The sequence below is a fragment of the Caballeronia sp. INML3B genome (genome assembly GCF_023631305.1).
GTDB classification, from domain to species: Bacteria; Pseudomonadota; Gammaproteobacteria; order Burkholderiales; family Burkholderiaceae; genus Caballeronia; species Caballeronia turbans.
In genome coordinates this window covers 52,858-76,101 of record NZ_JALQDI010000008.1, presented here as the reverse complement: position 1 = coordinate 76,101, position 23,244 = coordinate 52,858, and the positions used below count along the sequence as shown (strand labels likewise).

The 23,244-nt window shown below is 63.2% G+C and carries 19 protein-coding genes and 1 tRNA gene; 9 read left to right on the top strand and 11 right to left on the bottom strand.

Features of this window, described 5'->3' with window-relative positions; all coding sequences use genetic code 11:
• Positions 1-211 precede the first annotated feature (211 nt).
• The 4 genes from lon to tig all read right to left on the bottom strand — a co-directional run bounded on the left by lon (position 212) and on the right by tig (position 6,406).
• Positions 212-2,635: an endopeptidase La gene (lon, locus tag NCS58_RS07365; RefSeq protein WP_061117374.1), complete on the bottom strand. Its 2,424-nt coding sequence runs from the start codon at positions 2,633-2,635 to the stop codon at positions 212-214.
• 186 nt (positions 2,636-2,821) lie between these two features.
• Complete coding sequence (gene clpX, locus NCS58_RS07360; protein ID WP_035498697.1) at positions 2,822-4,093, bottom strand: ATP-dependent Clp protease ATP-binding subunit ClpX; 1,272 nt, start codon at positions 4,091-4,093, stop codon at positions 2,822-2,824.
• A 174-nt stretch (positions 4,094-4,267) separates the two neighbouring features.
• Positions 4,268-4,921, bottom strand: coding sequence for an ATP-dependent Clp endopeptidase proteolytic subunit ClpP (clpP, locus tag NCS58_RS07355; RefSeq protein ID WP_008349755.1), 654 nt, complete (start codon positions 4,919-4,921; stop codon positions 4,268-4,270).
• 138 nt (positions 4,922-5,059) lie between these two features.
• Positions 5,060-6,406 carry a trigger factor gene (gene tig / locus NCS58_RS07350; RefSeq protein ID WP_061117375.1) on the bottom strand — a complete coding sequence of 449 codons (1,347 nt, stop codon included), beginning with the start codon at positions 6,404-6,406 and terminating at the stop codon, positions 5,060-5,062.
• Between the two features lie 529 nt (positions 6,407-6,935).
• Here tig and NCS58_RS07345 point away from each other — a divergent pair.
• Positions 6,936-8,084, top strand: coding sequence for a glycerate kinase (locus NCS58_RS07345; protein ID WP_250476615.1), 1,149 nt, complete (start codon positions 6,936-6,938; stop codon positions 8,082-8,084).
• Between the two features lie 13 nt (positions 8,085-8,097).
• Here NCS58_RS07345 and NCS58_RS07340 read toward each other — a convergent pair whose 3' ends face one another.
• Positions 8,098-9,537, bottom strand: a complete 1,440-nt coding sequence (locus NCS58_RS07340; RefSeq protein WP_250476614.1) for a PepSY domain-containing protein — start codon at positions 9,535-9,537, stop codon at positions 8,098-8,100.
• A gap of 205 nt (positions 9,538-9,742) precedes the next feature.
• Complete coding sequence (locus NCS58_RS07335; protein WP_250476613.1) at positions 9,743-10,153, bottom strand: DUF2946 domain-containing protein; 411 nt, start codon at positions 10,151-10,153, stop codon at positions 9,743-9,745.
• Between the two features lie 280 nt (positions 10,154-10,433).
• Between NCS58_RS07335 and NCS58_RS07330 the strand changes: the two genes are divergently transcribed.
• Positions 10,434-10,520 (top strand) — tRNA-Leu (locus NCS58_RS07330).
• 59 nt (positions 10,521-10,579) lie between these two features.
• On the opposite strand, the gene NCS58_RS07325 is transcribed toward NCS58_RS07330, so the two are convergent.
• The gene (locus NCS58_RS07325; RefSeq protein WP_250538189.1) at positions 10,580-10,771 is read right to left on the bottom strand and encodes a hypothetical protein; all 192 of its coding nucleotides are present in this window, start codon (positions 10,769-10,771) and stop codon (positions 10,580-10,582) included.
• Between the two features lie 369 nt (positions 10,772-11,140).
• Here NCS58_RS07325 and NCS58_RS07320 point away from each other — a divergent pair, with 369 nt between their 5' ends.
• Positions 11,141-11,983, top strand: a complete 843-nt coding sequence (locus tag NCS58_RS07320) for a squalene/phytoene synthase family protein (RefSeq protein WP_250476611.1) — start codon at positions 11,141-11,143, stop codon at positions 11,981-11,983.
• On the opposite strand, the gene NCS58_RS07315 is transcribed toward NCS58_RS07320, so the two are convergent.
• Together NCS58_RS07315 and NCS58_RS07310 are read right to left on the bottom strand one after the other, a co-directional pair.
• Positions 11,980-12,894 carry a DUF1501 domain-containing protein gene (locus NCS58_RS07315; RefSeq protein WP_250476610.1) on the bottom strand — a complete coding sequence of 305 codons (915 nt, stop codon included), beginning with the start codon at positions 12,892-12,894 and terminating at the stop codon, positions 11,980-11,982. The genes NCS58_RS07320 and NCS58_RS07315 overlap by 4 nt on opposite strands.
• Positions 12,895-12,909: 15 nt before the next feature.
• Positions 12,910-13,281 carry a hypothetical protein gene (locus NCS58_RS07310; RefSeq protein WP_250476609.1) on the bottom strand — a complete coding sequence of 124 codons (372 nt, stop codon included), beginning with the start codon at positions 13,279-13,281 and terminating at the stop codon, positions 12,910-12,912.
• A gap of 244 nt (positions 13,282-13,525) precedes the next feature.
• Here NCS58_RS07310 and ompR point away from each other — a divergent pair, with 244 nt between their 5' ends.
• The 4 genes from ompR to NCS58_RS07290 all read left to right on the top strand — a co-directional run bounded on the left by ompR (position 13,526) and on the right by NCS58_RS07290 (position 17,032).
• Complete coding sequence (gene ompR, locus NCS58_RS07305) at positions 13,526-14,251, top strand: two-component system response regulator OmpR (protein ID WP_008349770.1); 726 nt, start codon at positions 13,526-13,528, stop codon at positions 14,249-14,251.
• 61 nt (positions 14,252-14,312) lie between these two features.
• Positions 14,313-15,677, top strand: a complete 1,365-nt coding sequence (locus tag NCS58_RS07300; protein ID WP_061117381.1) for an ATP-binding protein — start codon at positions 14,313-14,315, stop codon at positions 15,675-15,677.
• 197 nt (positions 15,678-15,874) lie between these two features.
• Positions 15,875-16,423, top strand: a complete 549-nt coding sequence (locus NCS58_RS07295; RefSeq protein ID WP_061117382.1) for a peroxiredoxin — start codon at positions 15,875-15,877, stop codon at positions 16,421-16,423.
• Between the two features lie 84 nt (positions 16,424-16,507).
• Positions 16,508-17,032, top strand: a complete 525-nt coding sequence (locus NCS58_RS07290; protein WP_250476608.1) for a carboxymuconolactone decarboxylase family protein — start codon at positions 16,508-16,510, stop codon at positions 17,030-17,032.
• Between the two features lie 39 nt (positions 17,033-17,071).
• Here the strand turns inward: NCS58_RS07290 and ispF are convergent, their stop codons facing one another.
• Entirely contained in the window at positions 17,072-17,563 is a 492-nt protein-coding gene (ispF, locus tag NCS58_RS07285) for a 2-C-methyl-D-erythritol 2,4-cyclodiphosphate synthase (protein WP_061117384.1), read from the bottom strand.
• Positions 17,564-17,589: 26 nt separating this feature from the next.
• Complete coding sequence (gene ispD, locus NCS58_RS07280) at positions 17,590-18,324, bottom strand: 2-C-methyl-D-erythritol 4-phosphate cytidylyltransferase (protein ID WP_061117385.1); 735 nt, start codon at positions 18,322-18,324, stop codon at positions 17,590-17,592.
• Positions 18,325-18,450: 126 nt separating this feature from the next.
• Here ispD and mfd point away from each other — a divergent pair, with 126 nt between their 5' ends.
• Positions 18,451-21,924 carry a transcription-repair coupling factor gene (mfd, locus tag NCS58_RS07275; RefSeq protein WP_061117386.1) on the top strand — a complete coding sequence of 1,158 codons (3,474 nt, stop codon included), beginning with the start codon at positions 18,451-18,453 and terminating at the stop codon, positions 21,922-21,924.
• A gap of 91 nt (positions 21,925-22,015) precedes the next feature.
• On the top strand, positions 22,016-23,242 hold the full coding sequence (gene argE / locus NCS58_RS07270) for an acetylornithine deacetylase (protein ID WP_250476607.1): 1,227 nt from the start codon (positions 22,016-22,018) through the stop codon (positions 23,240-23,242).
• The last annotated feature ends 2 nt before the right edge of the window (positions 23,243-23,244 follow it).

Genomic DNA, 23,244 nt, shown 5'->3' with positions numbered 1-23,244 from the left:
TGGCATCTCGATATGATTGGATGCGGCGCTCATTTAACTTAGCCGAAAGCAGCGTGTCAACGAGGGTTGAGCCTTATTCGGTGCGGGTTCGAGGCGTTTTAGAAGAGCTCCTCGGTAAAGCCGCGCGCCCAAAGAAAAACCCGCGGGCATACACCCGCGGGTTTTAGCTTCGATCACACGACACGGCGATGAACCGTGTTGCAGGAAGCGCTCAGTGCTTCACGACCTCGCCCGGTGCAGGCGCGTCCTTCTGCTGTTCGGCCGCGACCGGCGTCGCCTTCGCTTCGTCTTCAGGCAACGACTCCGGCGTACGTTCGAGCGCCAGTTCCAGCACGCGATCGATCCAGCGAACCGGCACGATCTCGATGGCGTTCTTCACGTTGTCGGGAATCTCGGCCAGATCCTTCGTGTTCTCCTCGGGGATCAGCACGAGCTTGATGCCGCCGCGATGCGCCGCCAGCAGCTTTTCCTTCAACCCGCCGATCGGCAGCACTTCGCCGCGCAACGTGATTTCGCCCGTCATCGCAACATCGGCGCGAACCGGAATGCCCGTCAACACCGACACCAGGGCCGTGGTCATCGCGATACCGGCGGACGGACCGTCCTTCGGCGTCGCGCCTTCCGGCACGTGGATGTGAATGTCCTTCTTCTCGAACGACTCATCCGTGATGCCGAGACGACGCGAACGCGAGCGAACCACCGAACGCGCCGCTTCGACGGATTCCTTCATAACGTCGCCGAGCGAACCCGTGCGGATCACGCCGCCCTTGCCGGGCATCACCGCTGCTTCGATCGTCAGCAGATCGCCGCCGACTTCCGTCCATGCAAGGCCCGTTACCTGACCGATCTGGTTGTCCTTCGCGGCCAGACCGAAGTCGTACTTGCGCACGCCGAGGAAGGTGTCGAGGTTGGAGCCATCGACCTTCACGGCGCCTTCGGCCTTCTTCAGCAGCAACATCTTCACGACCTTGCGGCAAATCTTCGACACTTCACGCTCGAGCGAACGTACGCCCGCTTCACGCGTGTAGTAACGAATGATGTCGCGGATGGCTTGTTCCGTGACGTCGATTTCACCGTCCTTCAGCCCGTTGTTGCGCTTCTGCTTCGGCAGCAGGTAACGCGTCGCGATGCTGACCTTCTCGTCTTCCGTGTAACCCGACAGGCGGATGACTTCCATCCGGTCGAGCAGCGGCGGCGGAATGTTCAGCGAGTTCGACGTCGCCACGAACATTACGTCCGACAGGTCGAAGTCCACTTCGATGTAGTGGTCCGCGAACGTGTGGTTCTGTTCCGGGTCGAGCACTTCGAGCAACGCAGAGGCAGGATCGCCGCGGAAATCCATGCCCATCTTGTCGACTTCGTCGAGCAGGAAGAGCGGATTGCGTACGCCTACCTTCGCGAGGCTTTGCAGGATCTTGCCGGGCATCGAGCCGATATACGTACGACGGTGACCGCGAATCTCGGACTCGTCATGCACGCCGCCCAACGCCATGCGCACGAACTTGCGGTTCGTCGCACGCGCGATCGACTGGCCGAGCGAGGTCTTGCCGACGCCGGGAGGCCCGACGAGGCACAGGATCGGCGCCTTCACCTTCTCGACGCGTTGTTGAACCGCGAGGTACTCGAGAATGCGTTCCTTCACTTTCTCGAGGCCGAAGTGGTCTTCATCCAGCACGCGCTCGGCGTTCGAAAGGTCGTTGTTGACCTTGCTCTTCTTGCGCCACGGCAGGCCGATCAGCGTGTCGATGTAATTGCGCACGACGGTCGCTTCCGCGGACATCGGCGACATGAGCTTCAGCTTCTTCAGCTCGGCATCGGCCTTCTTCTTGGCTTCCTTCGGCATGCGCGCGGCGGTGATGCGTTTCTCGAGTTCTTCGAGGTCCGCGCCCTCTTCGCCTTCGCCCAGTTCCTTCTGGATGGCCTTGACCTGTTCGTTCAGGTAGTACTCGCGCTGGCTCTTTTCCATCTGGCGCTTCACACGCCCACGAATGCGCTTCTCGACCTGAAGGATGTCGATTTCGGCTTCGAGCTGGGCGAGCAAATGCTCCAGGCGCTCGATCACAGGGAACATCTCGAGGATGTGCTGCTTCTGATCGAGCTTGAGCGGCAGATGCGCGGCGATGGTGTCGGCAAGACGACCCGCTTCGTCGATACCCGACAGCGACGTCAGGATCTCCGGCGGAATCTTCTTGTTGAGCTTCACGTACTGATCGAACTGGGAAACAATCGCGCGGCGCAGCGCTTCGGTTTCAGCGCTGTCAGCGTGATCCGGCTCGAGCGGCATCACATCGCATGAAAACTGCGTTTCCTGCTCTTCGATCGAGAGCGTCTTCGCGCGCTGCAGCCCTTCGACGAGCACTTTTACGGTGCCGTCAGGCAGCTTCAGCATTTGCAGGATGTTGGCGACACACCCTACTTCGTACATGTCCTTTTCGGTCGGCTCATCTTTCGCCGCCGTTTTCTGGGCGACGAGCATGATGTGCTTGCCGCCTTCCATCGCGGCTTCGAGGGCCTTGATCGACTTGGGCCGCCCGACGAAGAGCGGAATCACCATATGCGGGAAAACGACTACGTCGCGCAGCGGGAGCAACGGCAGCGTAATGCGTTCCTGCGGGAGGAGTTGGGTTCCTGACATTTCATTTCCCCATTAATGGAATCAATTCAATCGTAAGTAAGGCCGTTCAGAGCTATTGCAAGCCTTTATCGGAAGGGAAAAGTCGTTAGTCAAAGATCGCGTCAGTAACGTCCACAAGATAAACCGAAAAAAATAAAAGGCCGTTCACGTCGCCATGAACGGCCTTTCGCCGACACACAGCCTGCTTCAGTTCGATCCTGCTACTTTCGGTGCGTCTTCGTAGATGAGGAGCGGCTTGCCGTCGCCGTCGATCGTGTTGTCGTCGACGATCACCTTCGAAACGCCCTTCATGGTCGGCAGTTCGTACATCACGTCGAGCAACGCCTGTTCCAGAATCGAACGCAGGCCGCGCGCGCCGGTCTTGCGGCGAATCGCCTTCTGCGCGATGGCCTGCAGCGCAGCCGGACGGATTTCCAGTTCCACGCGTTCCATCGCGAAGAGCTTGTGATACTGCTTCACGAGCGCGTTCTTGGGCTCGATCAGGATCTTCACGAGCGCGGCTTCGTCGAGCTTGCCGAGCGTCGCCACGACGGGCAGACGGCCGATCAGCTCCGGAATCAGACCGAACTTGATCAAATCCTCAGGCTCGACTTCACGCAGCACTTCGCCCGCATCGCGATCCTGCTTGCTCTTCACGCTTGCGCCGAAACCGATCCCAGTCTTCTCGGTGCGATCCGTGATGACCTTTTCGAGTCCGTCGAACGCGCCGCCGCAGATGAACAGGATGTTGGTTGTATCGACCTGGATGAAATCCTGATTCGGGTGCTTGCGTCCGCCTTGCGGCGGCACCGATGCCATCGTGCCTTCGACGAGCTTGAGCAAAGCCTGCTGCACGCCCTCGCCCGACACGTCGCGCGTGATGGACGGGTTGTCAGACTTGCGGCTGATCTTGTCGATCTCGTCGATGTAAACGATTCCGCGCTGCGCCTTGTCGACTTCGTAGTTGCAGTTTTGCAGCAGCTTCTGAATGATATTCTCGACGTCCTCGCCGACATAGCCGGCTTCGGTCAGCGTCGTTGCATCCGCGATCACGAACGGCACGTTCAGCATGCGCGCGAGCGTCTGCGCGAGCAGCGTCTTGCCCGAGCCGGTCGGCCCGATCAAGAGAATATTGCTCTTCGACAGCTCGATCTCGTCTTTCTTGTCGAGATGCTTGAGCCGCTTGTAATGGTTGTACACGGCCACCGCGAGAATTTTCTTCGCGCGTTCCTGGCCAATGACGTACTGATTGAGGATATCGCTGATTTCCTGCGGGCTCGGCAGGTCGGACCTGGTCAGCCCGGCCTCCTCTGCCGCACCCGCTGCCTCGTCGCGAATGATCTCGTTGCACAGATCGATACATTCATCACAGATGAACACCGACGGCCCAGCAATGAGCTTCTTCACCTCATGCTGGCTTTTTCCGCAGAACGAGCAATACAGCAGCTTTTCGCTGCTGGAACCTTTTTTGTCCGCCATAAATGTGTAAGCCTCCGGACACTCTTGTTACATGATACGCCCTTCGATTCGACGACGCAGATTCGCACCTGGAGGTCGAACGAAGCGCGTTTTGGCGTTGCGCCGCATGCGCGACTTCGCATTGCTGGCCGGTATCCGTCTCCGAGCACCGGCGCGGCGCCGCTCCGGACGCCTTCAGGGACGCTTGTGAAGCACCTGGTCGACGAGGCCGTAAGCTTGCGCGTCGTCGCCCGACATGAAGTTGTCGCGATCCGTGTCGCGCGCAATGCGCTCGACCGGCTGCCCCGTGTGATGCGACAGCAACTGATTCAACCGCTCCTTCAGGTACAGGATCTCCCGCGCCTGAATTTCGATGTCCGATGCCTGACCGCGCGCGCCACCGAGCGGCTGGTGAATCATCACGCGCGCGTTCGGCAGCGCGACGCGCTTGCCCTTCGCGCCCGCTGCCAGCAAGAACGCGCCCATGCTCGCGGCGAGACCCATGCACAGCGTGGAAACATCGGGCTTCACGAACTGCATGGTGTCGTAGATCGCCATGCCGGCCGAAACCGAACCGCCAGGGCTGTTGATGTACAGGCTGATGTCCTTGTCCGGGTTCTCGCTTTCGAGAAACAGCAGCTGCGCGACGACGAGGTTCGCCGACTGGTCATTCACCTCGCCGACGAGAAACACCACGCGCTCCTTGAGGAGACGCGAATAAATGTCATAGGCTCGCTCGCCGCGGCCGCTCGTTTCCACGACCATCGGAACGAGGCCGAGCGCCTGGGCTTCGAAGTCCCGCGGTGCGTGGGACGCCAACGTATCGAGCAATTCAGCGCGAAAGGTCATGCAATTTCCTTGTTCGGAATAGGGATACTGAACGACAAAGGAACATCCACTAGAACGGCATGCAAACGCCCAACTTTAATGCAAAAAAGGCGTGCGGGCCGTCAGTCCGACGACTCCGCACGCCCCTTGCTCAACGCGTCAGGCTTGCGCCGTTGCGCTGGCCAGTTCCTCGAAGCTGACTTCCTTGTCGGTCACCTTGGCCTTGCCCAGGACGAAATCGACGACGTTGCTTTCCACGACGTACGCTTCCATCTCGGCGAGGCGCTGCTGGTTCGAATAATACCAGCGGACGACTTCCTTCGGGTCTTCGTAGCTCTTGGCGAATTCGTCCACTTCAGCGCGGATCTGTTCGGGCTTCGCCTGCAGTTCGTTGGCCTTCACCAGCTCGGCCAGCACGAGGCCCAGCTTCACGCGGCGCTCGGCCTGCTCGGCGAACATTTCAGCCGGGATCGGCGCGTCGGCGGCGTTCGGCACGCCGCGTTGCTGCAGGTCCTGGCGCGCCATTTCGACGAGACGCTGCTGATCCTGCTCGATCAGCGCCTTCGGCACGTCCAGTTCGGAGATCTTCAGGAGCGCGTCCATGACCTGGTTTTTCACGATCTGCTGCGTGCGGCGCTTCGCTTCACGCTCCAGGTTGTCCTTGATCTCGGTGCGCATCTTCGTGAGATCGCCGTCTTCGATGCCGAGCGATTTTGCGAAATCCGCGTTGATTTCCGGCAGATGCGGCCACTCGATTTTCTTGACCGTGATCGTGAACTGCGCCGTCTTGCCCGCGACGTCCTTGCCGTGGTAGTCCTCAGGGAACTTGAGATCGAACTCGCGCGTTTCACCGACCTTCAGGCCCGTCGCGGCTTGCTCGAATTCGGGGAGCATGCGGCCTTCGCCCAGCACGAATGCGAAGTCCTGTGCGCTGCCGCCTTCGAACGCGACGCCGTCGATCTTGCCGACGAAGTCGAGCGTCACGCGGTCGCCGTCGGCCGCTGCGGTGCTCGGGCCGCCGTCGCCGTGCTCGCCCGCTTCGCCGCGCGCGTGGAAGTGCACGCGCTGCTTGCGCAGGATGTCCAGCGTGCGATCGACTTCAGCTTCGGAGATGGTGGTGACCGTGCGTTCGATTTCAGCGTTCGCCACATCGCCCAGTTTCACTTCGGGGTAGACCTCGAAGGTCGCGTCAAACGCGTAGGCGTCAGCTGCGACTTCCGACTTCGGCGCGAAGCTCGGCTGGCCCGCAACACGCAGGTTTTCCGCGCGCGTGACGTCGAAGAATTCCTTGCCGACCTTGTCGCTCAGCACTTCTGCCTCGACCTGGCCGCCGTACTGCTGCGTCACCATCTTGAGCGGCACCTTGCCCGGGCGGAAGCCCGGCATGCGCACGTTCTTGGCCAACTGGCGGATGCGCGAATCCACTTCCTTCTGCACCGTGTCTTTCGGCAGGGAAATCGTCACGCGGCGTTCGAGCTTGCCGAGGTTCTCAACTACGTTAGCCATGGCTGAAATCGTCCTAGATTAGATCGTAAAATTCGGTGTTCGGTTCTTCCGCGGTTCTAAAGGCGCGGGTCCGGATGCGGGCTCTGCGTGAGCCGGCCGTAATCGACGCCTGGCGCCGAAAGACGCGCGCTAAAACGCGTCTCGCGGGAGTGCCGGAACGTCGCCCGACACAGTGTCAGTCAACAGAGCCGGGTATTTTAGCAAACTATTCCGGGCGGCCCCGCCGACTAATTTGGCAACACGCCGTTTCGGCGCGATTTGCCTCGAAAAGTGCCCGTTTCGCGGCCAGATTTTGGCGTAAGTCCGCGTTTTTCGGACGCGCTCGTACGCGCACAATTCCGGCTATCCGCGCGCGGCTATTTTGCGGCGCACGGCGCGCTGATAAGCTTGCCGACGCATGATTCACGCGACGAACGCCCTCGCCGTGCAATCCATTGCTGCAAGGCATGGAGCGCATGCAACAAGCGAATAAATTGAGGCACGCCGCGGTTTTTCAACGGTCCTTTCACACCAGAACATTTGAGACACCATGCCTAACGCCATGTCTGCCGCTCCCGTAGTTGTCATCGCTCCCGATTCCTTCAAGGGCTCGCTTTCCGCGGAAGGTGTCGCGAACGCCATCGCGGAAGGCATCAGGCGCGCACGGCCCGATGCCGACGTCCGCATCCGCCCGATGGCCGATGGCGGCGAAGGCACGCTCGACGCGATGCTCTCGGCGGGCGGCGGGCGCCGCATGCTCAACGTGCGCGGCGCGGCCGCCGCGCGCCGCGATGCCGCGACCGGCCTGCTCGACGATGGCGGCGCGATCATCGAGACGGCGGAAGTCGTCGGCATCACCGATCCGGATGGCATGGCCGTGCCGGTCACCGAGCGCAGCACGCTCGGCATGGGCGAGGCGATTCGTGCGCTGCTCGATTCCGGCGCGCGCAAGTTCTACATCGCGCTCGGCGGCAGCAGCACGAACGACGGCGGCGCGGGCCTGCTCGTGGGCCTCGGGCTCAAACTCTTCGATGCGGCCGGCCAGGCACTCGATCCGGTGCCGTCGGCGCTCGCGCAGATCGCGCGCATCGATGCGTCGGGACTCGATCCGCGTGTGAAGGATGCGGAGTTCGTCGGCATGTCGGATGTCGATAATCCGCTCACCGGCGACCACGGCGCGACCGCGATTTTCGGTCCGCAGAAAGGCGTGACGCCCGAACAAGTGGCGACGATCGACACCGCCCTCGCCCATTTCGCCGATCTCCTCGAACCCGCGATGGGCGTCGTGAAGCGCAACGAACCCGGCGCGGGCGCGGCGGGCGGACTCGGCTTCGCGCTGCACATGCTCGGCGCGCGCTTCGAGACGGGCGCGGAAGTAGTCGCGCGCGAAATCGGCCTCGATGCCGCGCTCGAAGGCGCGAACTGGCTGATCACGGGCGAGGGCCGCTCGGACGTCCAGACGCTGCACGGCAAGGCGCCCTTCATCGCCTGCAAGCACGCACGCGATCAGGGCGTGCCGGCGTCGCTGCTCTCGGGCGCGGTCGATTCGGCCGCGCTGCCGCGGCTCTCCGAATTCTTCAGCGGCTGCTTCTCGCCCGCGCCGGGCCCGATCACGCTCGATACGGCGATCCGCGACGCCGCACGGCTGCTCGCAAACGAAGCCGAGCAACTCACGCGGCTCAAATTCGGCTCGATCTGAGCGTCGGAAACCGCTAGAAGGCCGCGCGGCTCCTGCCGAAAGCGAGGCGGTCGATGCACCAGACGGCGAGCATCGTCGCGCCCATCAGCGGGAAAATCACGCCCAGCAAGGTCAGGCCGCCGCGCCACGTGCGCATCGGCGGCCGCTTGACCGGCCGTGCCGGTGCGCCGAGCTCACGCGCGGGCCGACGCTTCCACCACATGACGAAGCCCGTCACGGCGAGCGCCGCCAGCCCGAGCGAGATCGTGGAGCAGACGACCTGGTTCGCGAGCCCGAAGTAACGTCCCATATGCAGCGACGTCCCGTACGAGATCCATTGCGCGACTCGTCCGTAGCTCGCGTAATCGATGTCGGACAGCACGCGGCCGCTGTATTGATCGATGTGAAGCGTGCGTTCGGCGCGCGGATCGGCGGGGAAATACGATACCGTGTAGACGCCCGTCGGCTTGTCGGGCAGCGCGATGCCGTAGTCGTCGGCAATACCGTTTTTCGCGGCGAGCGCGATCACGTCGTCGATCGACACCCGCGCGGCCGGCGACCGCGGGTCGCCGCTATCCGGCACGGTCGTCGCACCGACGGCCCACGGCGTCTGACGCAGCGGCAAATCGTCCATCTTCATGTGCATGCCGTGCAGCGCGTCTTCGTCCGTGTTCTTCGATGCGGCGCCCGGCGCGGCCGAATGCACATGCGCTTCGCCCCACGCGCCCTTCGGATAGCCGAGCGACGCGGAGGTCGCGAGCGCCTTGAACTCCTTGCCCCACGATCCCGACCACGGCAGTCCGGAAAGCACGAAGAACAGCGCGCCGATGGCGAGCCAGATGCCGCCCACCGCGTGTAGATCGCGCCACCACGCGCGTCCTTGCAGCGACAGACGCGGCAGCCACACGCCGCCCTGCCGCGCATTCGATCGGCTGGGCCACCACAGCGCGATGCCCGTGCCGATCATCACGAGCGTCCAGCAGCCCGCCAGCTCCATGACGAGCTCGCCGGTCTTTCCGAGCATCAGTCCGCGATGCAGAGTGCGCACCTGCTTCATCAATCGATGCTCGACGGAGAGTGTGCCGAGGACCGTGCCGTCATAGGGGTTCACATACACGCTTTCGCTCTCGCCCGATGGAAGGCGAAAGACGAACTCGGCGCTGCGCGTGCGATCGGCGTCGATCTGCGCAAGCGTCGGCACGGCGCCGCGCGGCTCGCGCGCGGCGGCCTTCGCGAGCAGGACGTCGCGGGAAAGCTGGGGGCCGTGCGTATCCGCGACGATCATCCGGTCGCGATACAGAAGCGGCTCGATCTGCGGCTGAAAGCAGTAGATCGTTCCGGTGATCGCGAGCACGATGAGCAGCGGCATCACGAAGAGTCCTGCGTAGAAATGCCAGCGCCAGAGCGTGCGACGATGCGCGATGACCTCCGCGTTCGACGCTGCTGCCGGAGCGTTCAGGTTGGATGCAAGCATGGCGATTTTGGTTGAATGTGTGCGGTTCAATTGATGAGCATCGGATGCCAATGCGAACTTCGAATGTGATCGAGCGCCTTGGTGGAGCGCATGCGCGTTGCGCGGGCGGCATGCGCCTGCAGCGGTATCGGCAGGCATGCGCACGAATGCGCGTCGGCTGCGCTCGTGCGCGCGGCGAACGCCAGACAATCGACGAAGGACAGCTTCAGGAGATTGCGGGAGGCGCGCGCGGGCTCGCGGCGTTGAAGGATTTCGAAGCGACGGGATCGGCGCTCGCAAACGCCGGAGCGCGCATGACGCGTTCGATCAATGCGACGCCATGCGCGACGCCCGTGCCGATGGGCAGGTTGTGCGCAAGCAGTCCGCAGTATGAGCAGGCGTCGAAGTGATTCGCCGCGTCGTGATGGCCCGTCTGCGCCGTATGGTCTTGCCCGGCCGCGTGATGCCCTTCGTGCGCATCCGTTGCGGATGAATCGACTGCGCACAGGGTCGCTTGCGGGTCGCTCGCGGCGTTGCGTGCGTCGAGCGTCTGGCTGATGACCGGCGCGACGATCGCGAGCCACATGGCGGCAATGCCGAGCCATGCGACGAAGCGATTGCGCGCGTTGCGAGTCATGAGAGGAAGGTCGGGTGTGGAGACGGACGAATGAACGAGATTGTATGCAGCCGCTCGAGAAGCGGCAATCTCCCGGCGTGTATGTCCGGGATCGGCGCTTGCGCGCTTACAAGCCGATCCGCAAGCCGATCCGCAGCGCGAAAAGCGTTGACGCAATTTCGCAGACATCGCCAGATGAATCGGTTAGAATCTCGGGCTTGGCACAGTGGACCGGTGCCTGACACGGCGGCATCGCCGGGCGCGGGTCATCACCGAACAAGCCCAGAGCGCCTGCCGTGCTGCGAGGATGGCGAAATTGGTAGACGCACCAGGTTTAGGTCCTGACGCCCGCAAGGGTGTGGGGGTTCGAGTCCCCCTCCTCGCACCACAACGAAACCCCTTTCATCGGCAAAGGGGTTTTTCGTTTTGGAGCCGGGCTTTCGTCAATCAGATGCCGCTGTCGCCCAGCTCGATCGCCATCACCTCGCCTTTCGCCTGCGAGCGGCCCGCGAAGTCGATGCCCGCCCTGTGCATCACCCGCCTTATCTCATCCGGTATCTGCTCGCTCGCGCGGACAGCGGCGATCGGCCGATCGACGTGCGACAAGAACCGCCGCACGCACGTCGGCTGCCAGATCACGAAGACGTTGAGCGGACACGTGAGCTTGCGTCGGCACGGCGGTTGGCGGTGATATGCAGGGCTGTCGTCGGCGAGACGTGCATCTGGCTTGCACACACGCGAAAGTCGAAGCCGGAATCCCTCGCCACGCTTCTCATGCGGCCATGGATGCCTCTTGGCTGCGCGCGCAGATGGAGTCGATTGCCGCAGTCTTGCGCACGCGAAGCGCAGCGTCATTGGCTCGGCGCACAATCTTGCGGCGAACACCGGGCGGCAGCGAACCCGCGCCTTGCCGGATAAAATGAGCGTTCGTACGTCGGTCCGCCGCGTGACGAACCGCAAGACGACACCCCACGACGCCTTCCTTTCGAACTCCCACAAGCCCCGTTCGTGAATTTCGACGACTATTGCCAGCAAAAGGCCGCCCCTGAAGGGTCGGGCACGTACTACGCGCTGCGCCGCGCGCCGGCCGCGAGTCAGCCGCTTCTGACCGCGCTCTACGCGCTCTATCGCGAACTCGAAGAGACCGTGAAGGAAACCAGCGATCCGACCATCGGCCGTACGAAGCACGCCTGGTGGCAGAGCGAGCTCGGCCGGCTCAATGGCGGCGAGCCGACGCACCCGGTCACCAAAGCGTTGCAGGCGCATGCGGGCGATGCCGCGCATCCGGTTCTGGACGATGCCGGGCGCGCGTCGCTCGCCGCGGTCGTCGACGGTTTCGGCATGGACCTGGATCAGGCGCGCTATCTAGACTGGCCCGGTTTCAAGCGTTATCTCGATCAGACGGGCGGCGCGTTCGCGACGGCGCTTGCACGTGCGAGCGCGCGCGATCCGGACCAGGCCGACGCGTGGTCCGCCCCGCTCGGTTCGGCGCTGCTGCTCGCCGAGCGCGTTCAGGAGGTCGGCGGCGATGCGCGCAACGGCCGCATCTATATCCCGATCGACGAGTTGCAGCGCTTCAGCGTGACGGCCGCCGACGTCATCAATCGCAAGTACGGCGATGCCTTCACGGATCTCATGCGCTTTCAGACCGGCCGCGCCCGGCAAGCGCTCAACGATGCATTGGACGCCATTCCCGCTTCGGAACGCGCGACGCAGCGCGTGTTGCGCGCGCAGGCCGCGTTGTCGCTCGCGCTTTTCGACGAGATCGAACGCGAAAACTTTCAGGTGCTGCATCAACGCATCGCGCTCACGCCGATCCGCAAGTTGTGGATCACATGGCGCACGCGTTAGACGCGAAGAATCGGTAGCGGCTCGAAGCGGGCTCCAAGGATCGATGCGGAACCGCTTTGCCAACATGCGTCGAGGACCGTCGCATACAGTCTTCTGAAGTCGATGCCGACGGGCAAGCCGCCGTCCGCGTCGAGTCGATCGAGTCGTGGCGGCATGCCGAACAGGCCGCCGCGCACGCCTCCACCCATTAGGAAATGCGCCGCGGCCGCGCCGTGGTCCGTGCCGCCCGCGGCATTCTCACGCGCGGCGCGTCCGAATTCCGAACGCGTCATCACGAGCGTGCGGGCCCACGCGCCGGACGCGATCAACGACGCGCGCAGCGATGCGAGTCCTTCAGCCAGCCGGGCAAGACACGCCGCATGCCGACGCGCCTGATTCTCGTGCGTATCGAAGCCGTGCAGCGCGAGGCGGACGACGTTGACTTCGTGAGACGAGGCGCGCGCGACGGCGTCGCATGCGGCGTTGAACGTCGCTACCTCGGTGATGACGCTCACGCGATCGAGCCAGCCATCGGCACGATATTCATCCGCGTGCGACGCGGTATCCCAGATCTGGCGCGAGCGGTAATGCGACCGGTTGGGCGCGTCATAGCCAACCCCCTGCACGATCGCCAGATCGTTCGCGCGCCACGCGCTCATCAACGGCGACAGCGACGGATGTAAGGCCGTGCGGATATCGAGCGGCAATGCCTGATCTCTGGATATCGCGAGATTGGGCCTCACTGCGCGATACAGAGGATCGGCAAAAGGAATGACGGTGTTCAGCCCGTCGTTGCCGCCGTCGAGATCGACGAGCACGAGCGAGCGAATGAAAGAGGAAGAACCGGAATGTGCGATAGCGAACGCTTCCCCTGCGCTGCCCGCACAACCCGCGAAGGCGCCGGCAATCGAGAGGAATTGACGTCGGTTCATCGCGGGTCGCGCCGCTTACCGCTTGTAGAGATCGCGCACCGCTTCTTCGATGTGCTGCCTTAGGAGACGCCGCTCGTCAGCGGTCATTACCGTGTGACGCGGCGGGCGCGCGGGCGGTGTCTGATCGACCTGCTGGATAGGCTGCATGGCCGGCGCTTTCGGATCGCGATCGTGGCTCGAAGGAGCCGAGCTTTTACTCACGCGTTGCTGGGCGCGAATCATGCGGCCATCGAAACGATTCGTTGAACCGGTGATGCCGCGATCGAAGCCCGTCGACTGTGCATAGACGTGAGGTGTGCTCAGTACTGCGTAGAGCGCACTGGCAAGAAGTGTCTTTCTGAAGATGCGCTCGGTGCGCACGGGTCCGCGCTGCCGCGCTCCCTTCATGTTGTTCCCTTCGTTGCTCGACAACCGGACAGCCTCATTCTTTTCGCGCGCGTCGCGCCATGGCTTGGTCGGGCCGCATGACGCGCTGGTCTGATGGAGTATCTACCGAATGGCGGGCTTAGGTAAAGCAGTGTACGCACCAAACCCTTGGGCCGTGCCACAGGCTCCGTAAATTTTGTAACCAACTGTTACACTCGCTTTTGTTACAAACTCGGCGTTTGATCAAACGCGCTAAGATGCCGCCATGGAAACCAAGAACCCTTCAAAAATTCTCGTCGTCGACGACGATCCGCGCCTGCGCGATCTGCTGCGGCGCTACCTCGGTGAACAGGGCTTCAACGTGTACGTCGCAGAAAACGCACCGTCGATGAACAAGCTCTGGGTGCGCGAGCGTTTCGATCTGCTCGTGCTCGATCTGATGCTGCCCGGCGAAGACGGCCTTTCCATCTGCCGGCGTCTGCGCGGCAGCAACGATCGCACGCCGATCATCATGCTCACCGCGAAGGGTGAAGATGTAGATCGCATCGTCGGACTCGAAATGGGTGCGGACGACTATCTGCCGAAGCCATTCAATCCGCGCGAGCTCGTCGCGCGCATTCATGCGGTGCTGCGTCGCCAGACGCCGTCCGAATTGCCGGGCGCGCCGTCCGAAACCACTGAAGTGTTCGAGTTCGGCGAATTCGCCCTGAATCTCGCGACGCGCACGCTCACGAAAAATGGCCAGGAAATTCCGCTGACCACCGGCGAGTTTTCGGTGCTGAAGGTGTTTGCGCGTCATCCGCGTCAGCCGCTCTCGCGCGAAAAGCTGATGGAGCTTGCGCGCGGACGTGAATATGAAGTGTTCGACCGGAGTCTCGACGTGCAGATCTCGCGTCTGCGCAAACTGATCGAGCCCGACCCCAGCAGCCCGCGTTTCATTCAGACCGTATGGGGCCTGGGCTACGTCTTCATTCCCGACGGCGCAGCCTGATCGACACTGAGCGAGTTTCGCCACGCTTTCTCCCCTCTACCGAGCTGAACCCGACAGACCCATGCGCATCGACAGGCGGCTACTGGCGCTCGCGTTCGGCGGCCTGTTCTGGCGAACCTTCGCGCTGATCGCGCTGCTCATCGCCGTCAGTCTCACGGCGTGGTTTCAGAGCTTTCGCGTGATCGAGCGCGAACCGCGCGCGCAGCGCGTGGCGCTTCAGCTCGTCGCCGTGGTCAAGCTCACGCGCACCGCCCTGCTCTACTCCGACCCCGATCTGCGTCGCGCGCTGCTTCAGGATCTGGAGAGCAACGAGGGCGTGCGTGTGTATCCGCGCGAGACCACCGATAAATACAAGCTGCAACCCGACGAATCGCTCAACCGGCTGATCGAGCGCGACGTGCGCGGCCGGCTCGGCAACGAGACGATCATCGCGCAATCGGTGAACGACATTCCGGGCGTCTGGATCAGCTTCAAGATCGACGACGACGATTACTGGGTCGCGCTCGACCGCGATCAGCTCGACACCGTCACCGGCCTGCAATGGGCCGGCTGGGGCGTGTTCGCGCTGGCGCTGTCGCTGTTCGGCGCGGCGTTCATCACGAGTCTCGTGAACCGGCCATTCGCGCGCCTTGCGCTCGCAGCGCGCAAGGTCGGCTCGGGGCAGTCGCCGGAGCCCTTGCCCGAGCGCGGCATGGGCGTCGCAGCTGAAACGAATCGAAGCTTCAACCAGATGGTGCAGGATCTCGAGCAGCTCGAAGCGGATCGCGCCCTGATGCTCGCGGGCATTTCGCACGACTTGCGCACGCCGCTTGCACGCCTGCGTCTCGAGACGGAAATGAGCCCGTCGGACGAAGCGACCAAGCTCGCGATGATCGACGACATCGAGCAGATGGACATGATCATCGGCCGCTTCCTGGACTACGCGCGGCCGATGCAGCGCATGCCCGAAGCGGTGGATCTTTCGATGATCGCAAGCGAGCTTGCCGCGCGCTTTCAGGCCGACGACGGCGTCGTGATGCGCACCGATCTCGCGCAGGGCGCCGTGATCGAAGGCGATCCGACAGATGCCCGCCGCGTCGTCGGCAATTTGCTCGAGAACGCGCGCAAGTACGGACGTAGCGAGCAGGACGACATAGCACGCATCACGCTGCAGACGCGGGTCGCGCATGGCAAGGTGGAACTTTCCGTGATGGACGAAGGCCGCGGCATTCCCGACGATCAGGTCGCGCTCATCACACGCCCGTTCTATCGCGTCGATACTGCGCGCACGCAGGCGAACGGCACGGGTCTCGGCATGGCCATCGTTCAGCGCCTGGTCACGCGTCAACGCGGCACTTTGCGGCTGCGCAACCGCACCCCGCTTCCCGGCTTCGAAGTGACCATCGATTTCCCGCCGATGAAAGGCGGCGCGCGCTTCGACGGTTAGACTTGGCTCCCGTCGCGACGGCTTCGTCAGAATCTATCCGACTCGTTAGTTAAAAACTATTGAGTTGATTTTTTAAATAAAGTTAAGATGAACCGGGTTAACGCTCGAGGTCTGGCATGAAAGTGTCACGCGAGCGTTATGGCGATCCAGTAATTTGGCTGAGCTTGTCCTTTCAACGATTTCACAGGAGTTACTGCATGAAGACCGTTGGCGATAAAGTCGAAGCATTCACCGTCACCGCTGCGAAGCCGGGTTTCAATCATCACGAAGAAAACGGCCAGTCCGCTTTCGAGGAAATCACCGAACAGTCATTCCCTGGCAAGTGGAAGATCATCTACTTCTATCCGAAGGACTTTACGTTCGTGTGCCCAACGGAAATCGTCGAGTTCGCGAAGCTGGCGAAGGACTTCGAGGACCGCGACGCGGTGCTGCTCGGCGGCAGCGTCGATAACGAGTTCGTCAAGCTGGCATGGCGCCGCGAGCACAAGGATTTGAACAGGCTGAACCACTACGCTTTCGGCGACGTGAAAGGCGAACTGATCGACCAGCTCGGCGTGCGCGACAAGGAAGCCGGCGTTGCGCTGCGCGCGACCTTCATCGTCGATCCGGACAACGTCATCCAGCATGTGTCCGTCAACAACCTGAACGTGGGCCGCAGCCCGGAAGAAGTCCTGCGTATTCTCGACGGCTTGCAAACGGACGAACTGTGCCCGTGCAACCGCGCGGTCGGCGGCTCGACGCTGTAAGCGTTCCTCATGCCGCAAAGCCCGCTCTCGGCCGAGTCCTCGGCTGCGGCGGGCTTTTTTAACGCCATCGAACTGGAGAAAACAATGGAATTCCTGTCTGCGATCAAGGAACTCGTGCCCGACTACGCGAAGGATATTCGCCTGAACGTGGACGGTACGATTGCCCGCTCGTCGCTCGAAGGCAATGATGCGGTCGGCGCCGCGCTTGCCGCCGCCTATGCCGCGAAGGCGACGAAGCTCACCAGCATCATCCGCAACGCGGGCGTACTGTCGCCGGAGGAGACCAACGCCGCGCTGACCGCCGCCGCGCTGATGGGCATGAACAACGTCTGGTATCCGTATCTGGAAATGGCCGACAACGCGGATCTCAGGACGCAGCCCGCCGGCCTGCGCATGAATGCCTATGCATCGCACGGCGGCGTCGACAAGCGGCGCTTCGAGATGTACGCGCTGGCGGCATCGATCATCGGCAAGTGCCACTTCTGCGTGAAGTCGCACTACGAGAATCTCGTGGCAGAGGGCATGTCGACGACGCAACTGCGCGATGTCGGCCGCATCGCGGCGGTGATCAACGCCGTGGCGCTGACGATCGAAGCGGAAAAGAGTTGAATCTTCGAAGACGCCACGGCTCGACAGCGTGGCGTCGTTTTATCCGTCGATCGACGTCCGGCGCAGCAGCACCGCCGCTTGCGCCTCGATGCCCTCCTTGCGGCCGAGATAGCCCAGCTTCTCGTTCGTTTTGGCCTTGACGTTCACGCGGTCGATCGAGAGATCGAGGTCCGCGGCGATGTTCGCGCGCATCGCATCGATATGCGGTGATAGCTTCGGCGCCTGCGCGATGACCGTGCTGTCCACGTTCGCGATGGCGAATCCGGCTTCCGACACGCGCTTGAACGCCTCGCGCAGCAGCACGCGGCTGTCCGCGCCGGCGAATTCGGTTGCCGTATCCGGAAAATGCCGGCCGATATCGCCGAGCGAAGCCGCACCGAACAGCGCATCGGTGATCGCGTGCAGAAGCACGTCGGCGTCGGAATGGCCGAGCAGGCCGCGCTCATAGGGAATCGTCACGCCGCCGATGATGAGCGGGCGGCCCTCGACGAGCTGGTGGACGTCGTACCCTTGTCCGATTCTGAAATCCATCGATTCAAACCTTGGTTGAGTGTGAGTCAGGCGTTCGCGGAAAGGAACGCGCCCGCGAGCGCGAAATCTTCCGGATAAGTCACCTTGAAGTTGCGCAGGCTGCCCTGAACCAGCTTCGGCGAATGCCCGAGCCATTCGACGGCACTCGCTTCGTCCGTCAGGTCGTGCCCGTCGTGGCGCGCACGTTCGATCGCTTCGCGCAACATGCCGAGCCGGAACATCTGCGGCGTCTGCGCCTGCCACAGTCCGTCGCGCGATTCCGTGCGCGCGATGCGCGCTTCGCTTTCGCCGGCAGCGGACGGCACATCGGGCATGTTCGGTGCGACGCGCTTCAACGTATCCGCGAGCGGCAGGGCGAGAATACCGCCGACCGTATCATCGCGCAGTTCCGCGACAAGTTTGCGAATCAGCTCCGGCGTGATGCCGGGGCGCGCAGCGTCGTGCACGAGAACCCAGTCGTCCTCGCGCGCGCCGAATTTGGCGAGCGCGATGAGCCCGTTGTACACCGACGCCTGCCGCGAGGCGCCGCCGCAGCGCTCCACCGCGAAACGCAGTCCGGCGAAGCGGCGGGCGTCGAAATGGTTGTCGTCCGGTGCGAGCACGACGAGTGTCTGCGAGAATTCGGAGCACGCGTCGAACGCTGCGAGCGAATACGCGAGCATCGGGCGGCCCGCGACAGTCTGGTATTGCTTCGGCATCGGCGCGCCGGATCGGCTGCCGGTTCCGGCGCAGGGAATCAGTGAGAACAGGCGCGAAGTCACGGGCGAATAATGTGGGCAAGTCAAAGTTGAAGCCCGGATTTTATAATAGGTCCTTCGCGACCACGTCCCGCACACGTCGGTTCGACTCCCGAACCCGCGTTCGCCGGACGGCTCCACGCACACTCTATGCCTTCCAAAGCCGTCAACGCGCAGTCCAGTTCTCCCATCGCGCTCGTAAAGCCGGGCCAGCGCTTCGTCTTCGACGGCGCCTCCGGCTCCGCCGATGCGCTCGCCATCGCTCGCTATCACGCCGCGTATCGCGAGAAGGTGCCGCTTTTGACGGTCGTGACCGCAGGCGCCGTCGATGCGCAGCGTCTCGCCGCTGAAATTCCCTTCTTCGCGCCGGACGCGCGCGTGCGGCTGCTGCCCGACTGGGAAACGCTGCCGTACGACACCTTCTCGCCGCACCAGGATCTCGTGTCCGAGCGTCTCGCGACGCTGCACGATCTGGGCGAAGGCCGCTGCGACATCCTCATCGTGCCCGCGACGACGGCGCTCTATCGCATGCCGCCCGCGTCGTTTCTCGCGGCCTACACGTTTTCGTTCACACAGGGCGAGCGCCTGAACGAGGCGAAGCTCAAGGCGCAATTGACGCTCGCCGGCTACGAGCACGTGAGCCAGGTCGTGCGGCCGGGCGAATACTGCGTGCGCGGCTCGCTCATCGATCTGTATCCGATGGGCTCGGCGCTGCCCTATCGCATCGACTTGTTCGACGATCAGGTCGACTCCATCCGCGCGTTCGATCCCGACACGCAGCGCAGCCTCTACCCCGTGCGCGACGTGCGCCTGCTGCCGGGCCGCGAGTTTCCGTTCGACGAAGCCGCGCGCACCGCGTTTCGCAGCCGCTGGCGCGAAGTCTTCGAGGGCGATCCGAGCCGCTCGCAGATCTACAAGGACATCGGCAACGGCGTGCCGTCGGCGGGCATCGAATACTATCTGCCGCTCTTCTTCGACGAAACCGCGACGCTCTTCCACTATCTGCCGGAAGGGTCGCAGCTCGCGTTCGTCGGCGACATGGACGCGGCGATCAAACGCTTCACGAACGACACGAAGCAGCGCTACGACTTTCTCCGGCACGACCGCGAACGGCCTTTGCTCGAACCGCGCCGGCTCTTTCTGACCGACGACGATTTCTTCACGTTCGCAAAACCGTTCGCGCAGCTGAAATTCCCGAGCACGCCGGAAGGCGGCTGGGCGGTGCCGCTGCCGGGGCTCGCCATCGATCGTCACGCCGACGAACCCCTGCTCGCGCTGCGCCATTATCTGGAGCAAACCGAGAACCGCGTGATGCTCGTCGCGGAATCGGCGGGACGGCGCGAAACGATGCAGCAATTGCTCGCGGATAACGGCCTGCGCGGCGAGTCGCGCGACACGTTCCAGGAATGGCTCACGAGCGACGGCAAGTTCACGCTCGGCATCGCGCCTCTGTCGAACGGTTTCGCGCTGCCGCTCGAGAAGCTCTCGATCATCACCGAGACGGAGCTGTACGGGCCGCTCGCACGCCGCGCGGGACGACGTCGCCAGGAGCAGGCGAGCAACGTCGATTCGATGGTCCGCGATCTGGCCGAGCTGAAGGTCGGCGATCCCGTCGTCCATGCGCAGCACGGCATCGGCCGCTACATGGGCCTCGTGTCGATGGATCTGGGCGAAGGCGAAACCGAATTCCTGCATCTCGAGTATCAGAACGACTCGAAGCTGTACGTGCCGGTTGCGCAGTTGCACGTGATCTCGCGCTATAGCGGCGCGGACCCGGAAAGCGCGCCGCTGCACACGCTCGGCTCGGGCCAGTGGGAAAAGGCCAAGCGAAAGGCTGCACAGCAGATCCGCGATACTGCCGCGGAACTCCTCAACCTCTACGCGCGCCGCGCCGCGCGCGAGGGCTACGCGTTCAAGCTCGAACCGCGCGATTACACCAAGTTCGCGGAAAGCTTCGGCTTCGAGGAAACGCCGGATCAGGCGGCGGCGATCGCGGCGGTGATCGGCGACATGACGAGCGGCAAACCGATGGACCGCCTCGTATGCGGCGACGTCGGCTTCGGCAAGACGGAAGTCGCGCTGCGCGCCGCGTTCATCGCCGTCATGGCGGGCAAGCAGGTCGCGATTCTTTCGCCCACTACCCTGCTCGCCGAACAGCACACACAGACCTTCACCGACCGCTTCGCCGACTGGCCCGTGCGCATCGCGGAGCTGTCGCGCTTCAAGAGCGGCAAGGAAGTGTCGACGGCTGTGCAGCAGATCAATGAAGGCTCGGTCGATATCGTCATCGGCACGCACAAGCTCTTGTCGGGCGATGTGAAGTTCAAGCGCCTCGGGCTTGTGATCATCGACGAGGAACACCGGTTCGGCGTGCGGCAGAAGGAAGCGTTGAAGGCGCTGCGCGCCGAAGTCGACGTGCTCACACTCACCGCGACGCCGATTCCCCGCACGCTCGGCATGGCGCTCGAAGGCCTGCGCGATTTCTCCGTGATCGCGACCGCGCCGCAGAAGCGCCTTGCGATCAAGACCTTCGTGCGGCGCGAGGAAGACGGCGTGATTCGCGAAGCGATGTTGCGCGAGCTCAAGCGCGGCGGCCAGGTGTACTTCCTGCACAACGAAGTCGAAACGATCGAGAATCGCCGCACGATGCTCGAAGCGCTGGTGCCCGAAGCGCGCATCGCGGTGGCGCACGGCCAGATGCACGAACGCGAGCTCGAACGCGTCATGCGCGATTTCGTCGGCCAGCGCGCGAACGTGCTGTTGTGCACGACGATTATCGAAACGGGCATCGACGTGCCTAGCGCGAACACGATCCTCATGCATCGCGCGGACAAGTTCGGGCTCGCGCAGTTGCATCAGTTGCGCGGCCGCGTCGGGCGCTCGCATCACCAGGCGTATGCGTATCTGCTCGTCCACGATACGCAGTCGCTGACGAAGCAGGCGCAACGCCGGCTCGAAGCGATCCAGCAGATGGAGGAACTGGGCTCAGGCTTCTATCTCGCGATGCACGACCTCGAAATCCGGGGCACCGGCGAGGTGCTCGGCGACAAGCAATCCGGCGAGATTCACGAGATCGGATTCCAGCTTTACACCGACATGCTGAACGACGCCGTGCGCGCGCTGAAGGAAGGCCGCGAGCCGGATCTGAACGCGCCGCTTGCCGCGACGACCGAAATCAATCTGCACGCGCCCGCTATCCTGCCCGCCGACTACTGCGGCGACGTGCAGGAGCGTCTGTCGCTGTACAAGCGGCTCGCGAACTGCGAATCGAGCGATGCCATCGACGGCATTCTCGAAGAGCTCGTCGACCGTTTCGGCAAGCTGCCGCCGCAAGCGCATGCGCTCGTCGAGACGCATCGGCTGCGACTGGCCGCAAAGCCGCTCGGCATCACGAAGATCGATGCGGCCGAGCAGTCCATCTCGCTGCAGTTCGTCCCCAACCCGCCCGTCGATGGCATGAAGATCATCGAGATGGTTCAGAAGCACAAGCACATCAAGCTCGCGGGGCAGGACAAGCTGCGCATCGAGTCGCGCAGCCCCGATCTCGCGGTGCGGATTTCGACGGTGAAAGAGACGTTGCGGGCGTTGGGCGGCCCGGTGAGGCAGCCGGTTGCCGCGCGGTGATGAGTGCTCGAAACCAAGACCCAAAAGCCTTAGGTGCAGGCCAACACCTAAATTTGGGCTATGATCAAACTCTCCTCGCTGGAGTCAAAAAATGTCACAAACCGCCGATGCGGCGCATCCCAAAGTTCAGTCCGAAAACGAAACGCCGATTTCCCTGGCGTGGATCGAACGCCTAGTCTCGATCGATACCGTCAGCCGCAATCCGAATCTCGGCCTGATCGAAACCGTGCGCGACGCGTTGCGCCACGCGGGCATCGAAGCGACCGTCACCAACGATCCGCGCGGTCAGTGGGCGAACCTGTTCGCCACGGTCCCGGCGCACGATGGCGAGACCAACGGCGGGATCGTGCTGTCGGGTCACACCGATGTCGTGCCGGTCGATGGCCAGGACTGGCAGAGCGACCCGTTCAAGCCCGAAGTCCGCGATGGCCTGCTCTACGGCCGTGGCTCGTGCGACATGAAGGGCTTCATCGGCGCGGCGCTCGCTATGCTGCCGAAGATGCAGGCGACGAAGCTCGCGAAACCCATCCACTTCGCGCTGTCGTACGACGAAGAAGTCGGCTGCGCCGGCGCGCCGCTGATGATCGCGGACCTGCAAAAACGCGGCGTGAAGCCGGATGGCTGCATCGTCGGCGAGCCGACATCGATGCGCCCGATCATCGCTCATAAGGGCATCAACACGTATCACTGCTGCGTGCGCGGGTTTGCGGCGCACTCGTCGCTCACGCCGAAGGGGCTGAACGCGATCGAATATGCGGCGCGGCTCATCTGTCACATCCGCGATCTCGTCGACGAGTTCCGCGCGAAAGGTCCGTTCGACGAGCTTTACGACGTGCCCTTCACCACCGGCCAGACGAGTACGATCAAGGGCGGCAACGCGATCAACACCGTGCCCGCCGAATGCAACTTCGAGTTCGAGTTCCGCAATCTGCCGACTATCGATCCGGACGCGATTTTCAGGCGCATCGAGTCGTACGCGCACGAGACGCTGCTGCCGAAGATGCTGAAGGAGCACGGCAACGCGGCCATCGAATTCACGAAGCTCGCGTCCGCACCGGGGCTCGACGCCACCGAACAGGCCGCGATCACGCAGCTCGTGCGCGCGCTCACGCAAAATCAGGAGAAGCACAAGGTTGCCTACGGCACCGAAGCGGGCCTGTTCGCCAACGCGGGCGTGCCTAGCATCGTGTGCGGCCCGGGCAATATCGAGCAGGCGCACAAGGCAAACGAGTATGTGTCGCTCGAACAGCTCGTCCAGTGCGAAGCGTTCCTGGGCAAGTTCATTCACAGCATGTCCGTCGAAGCGCAGGCTCGCTGACC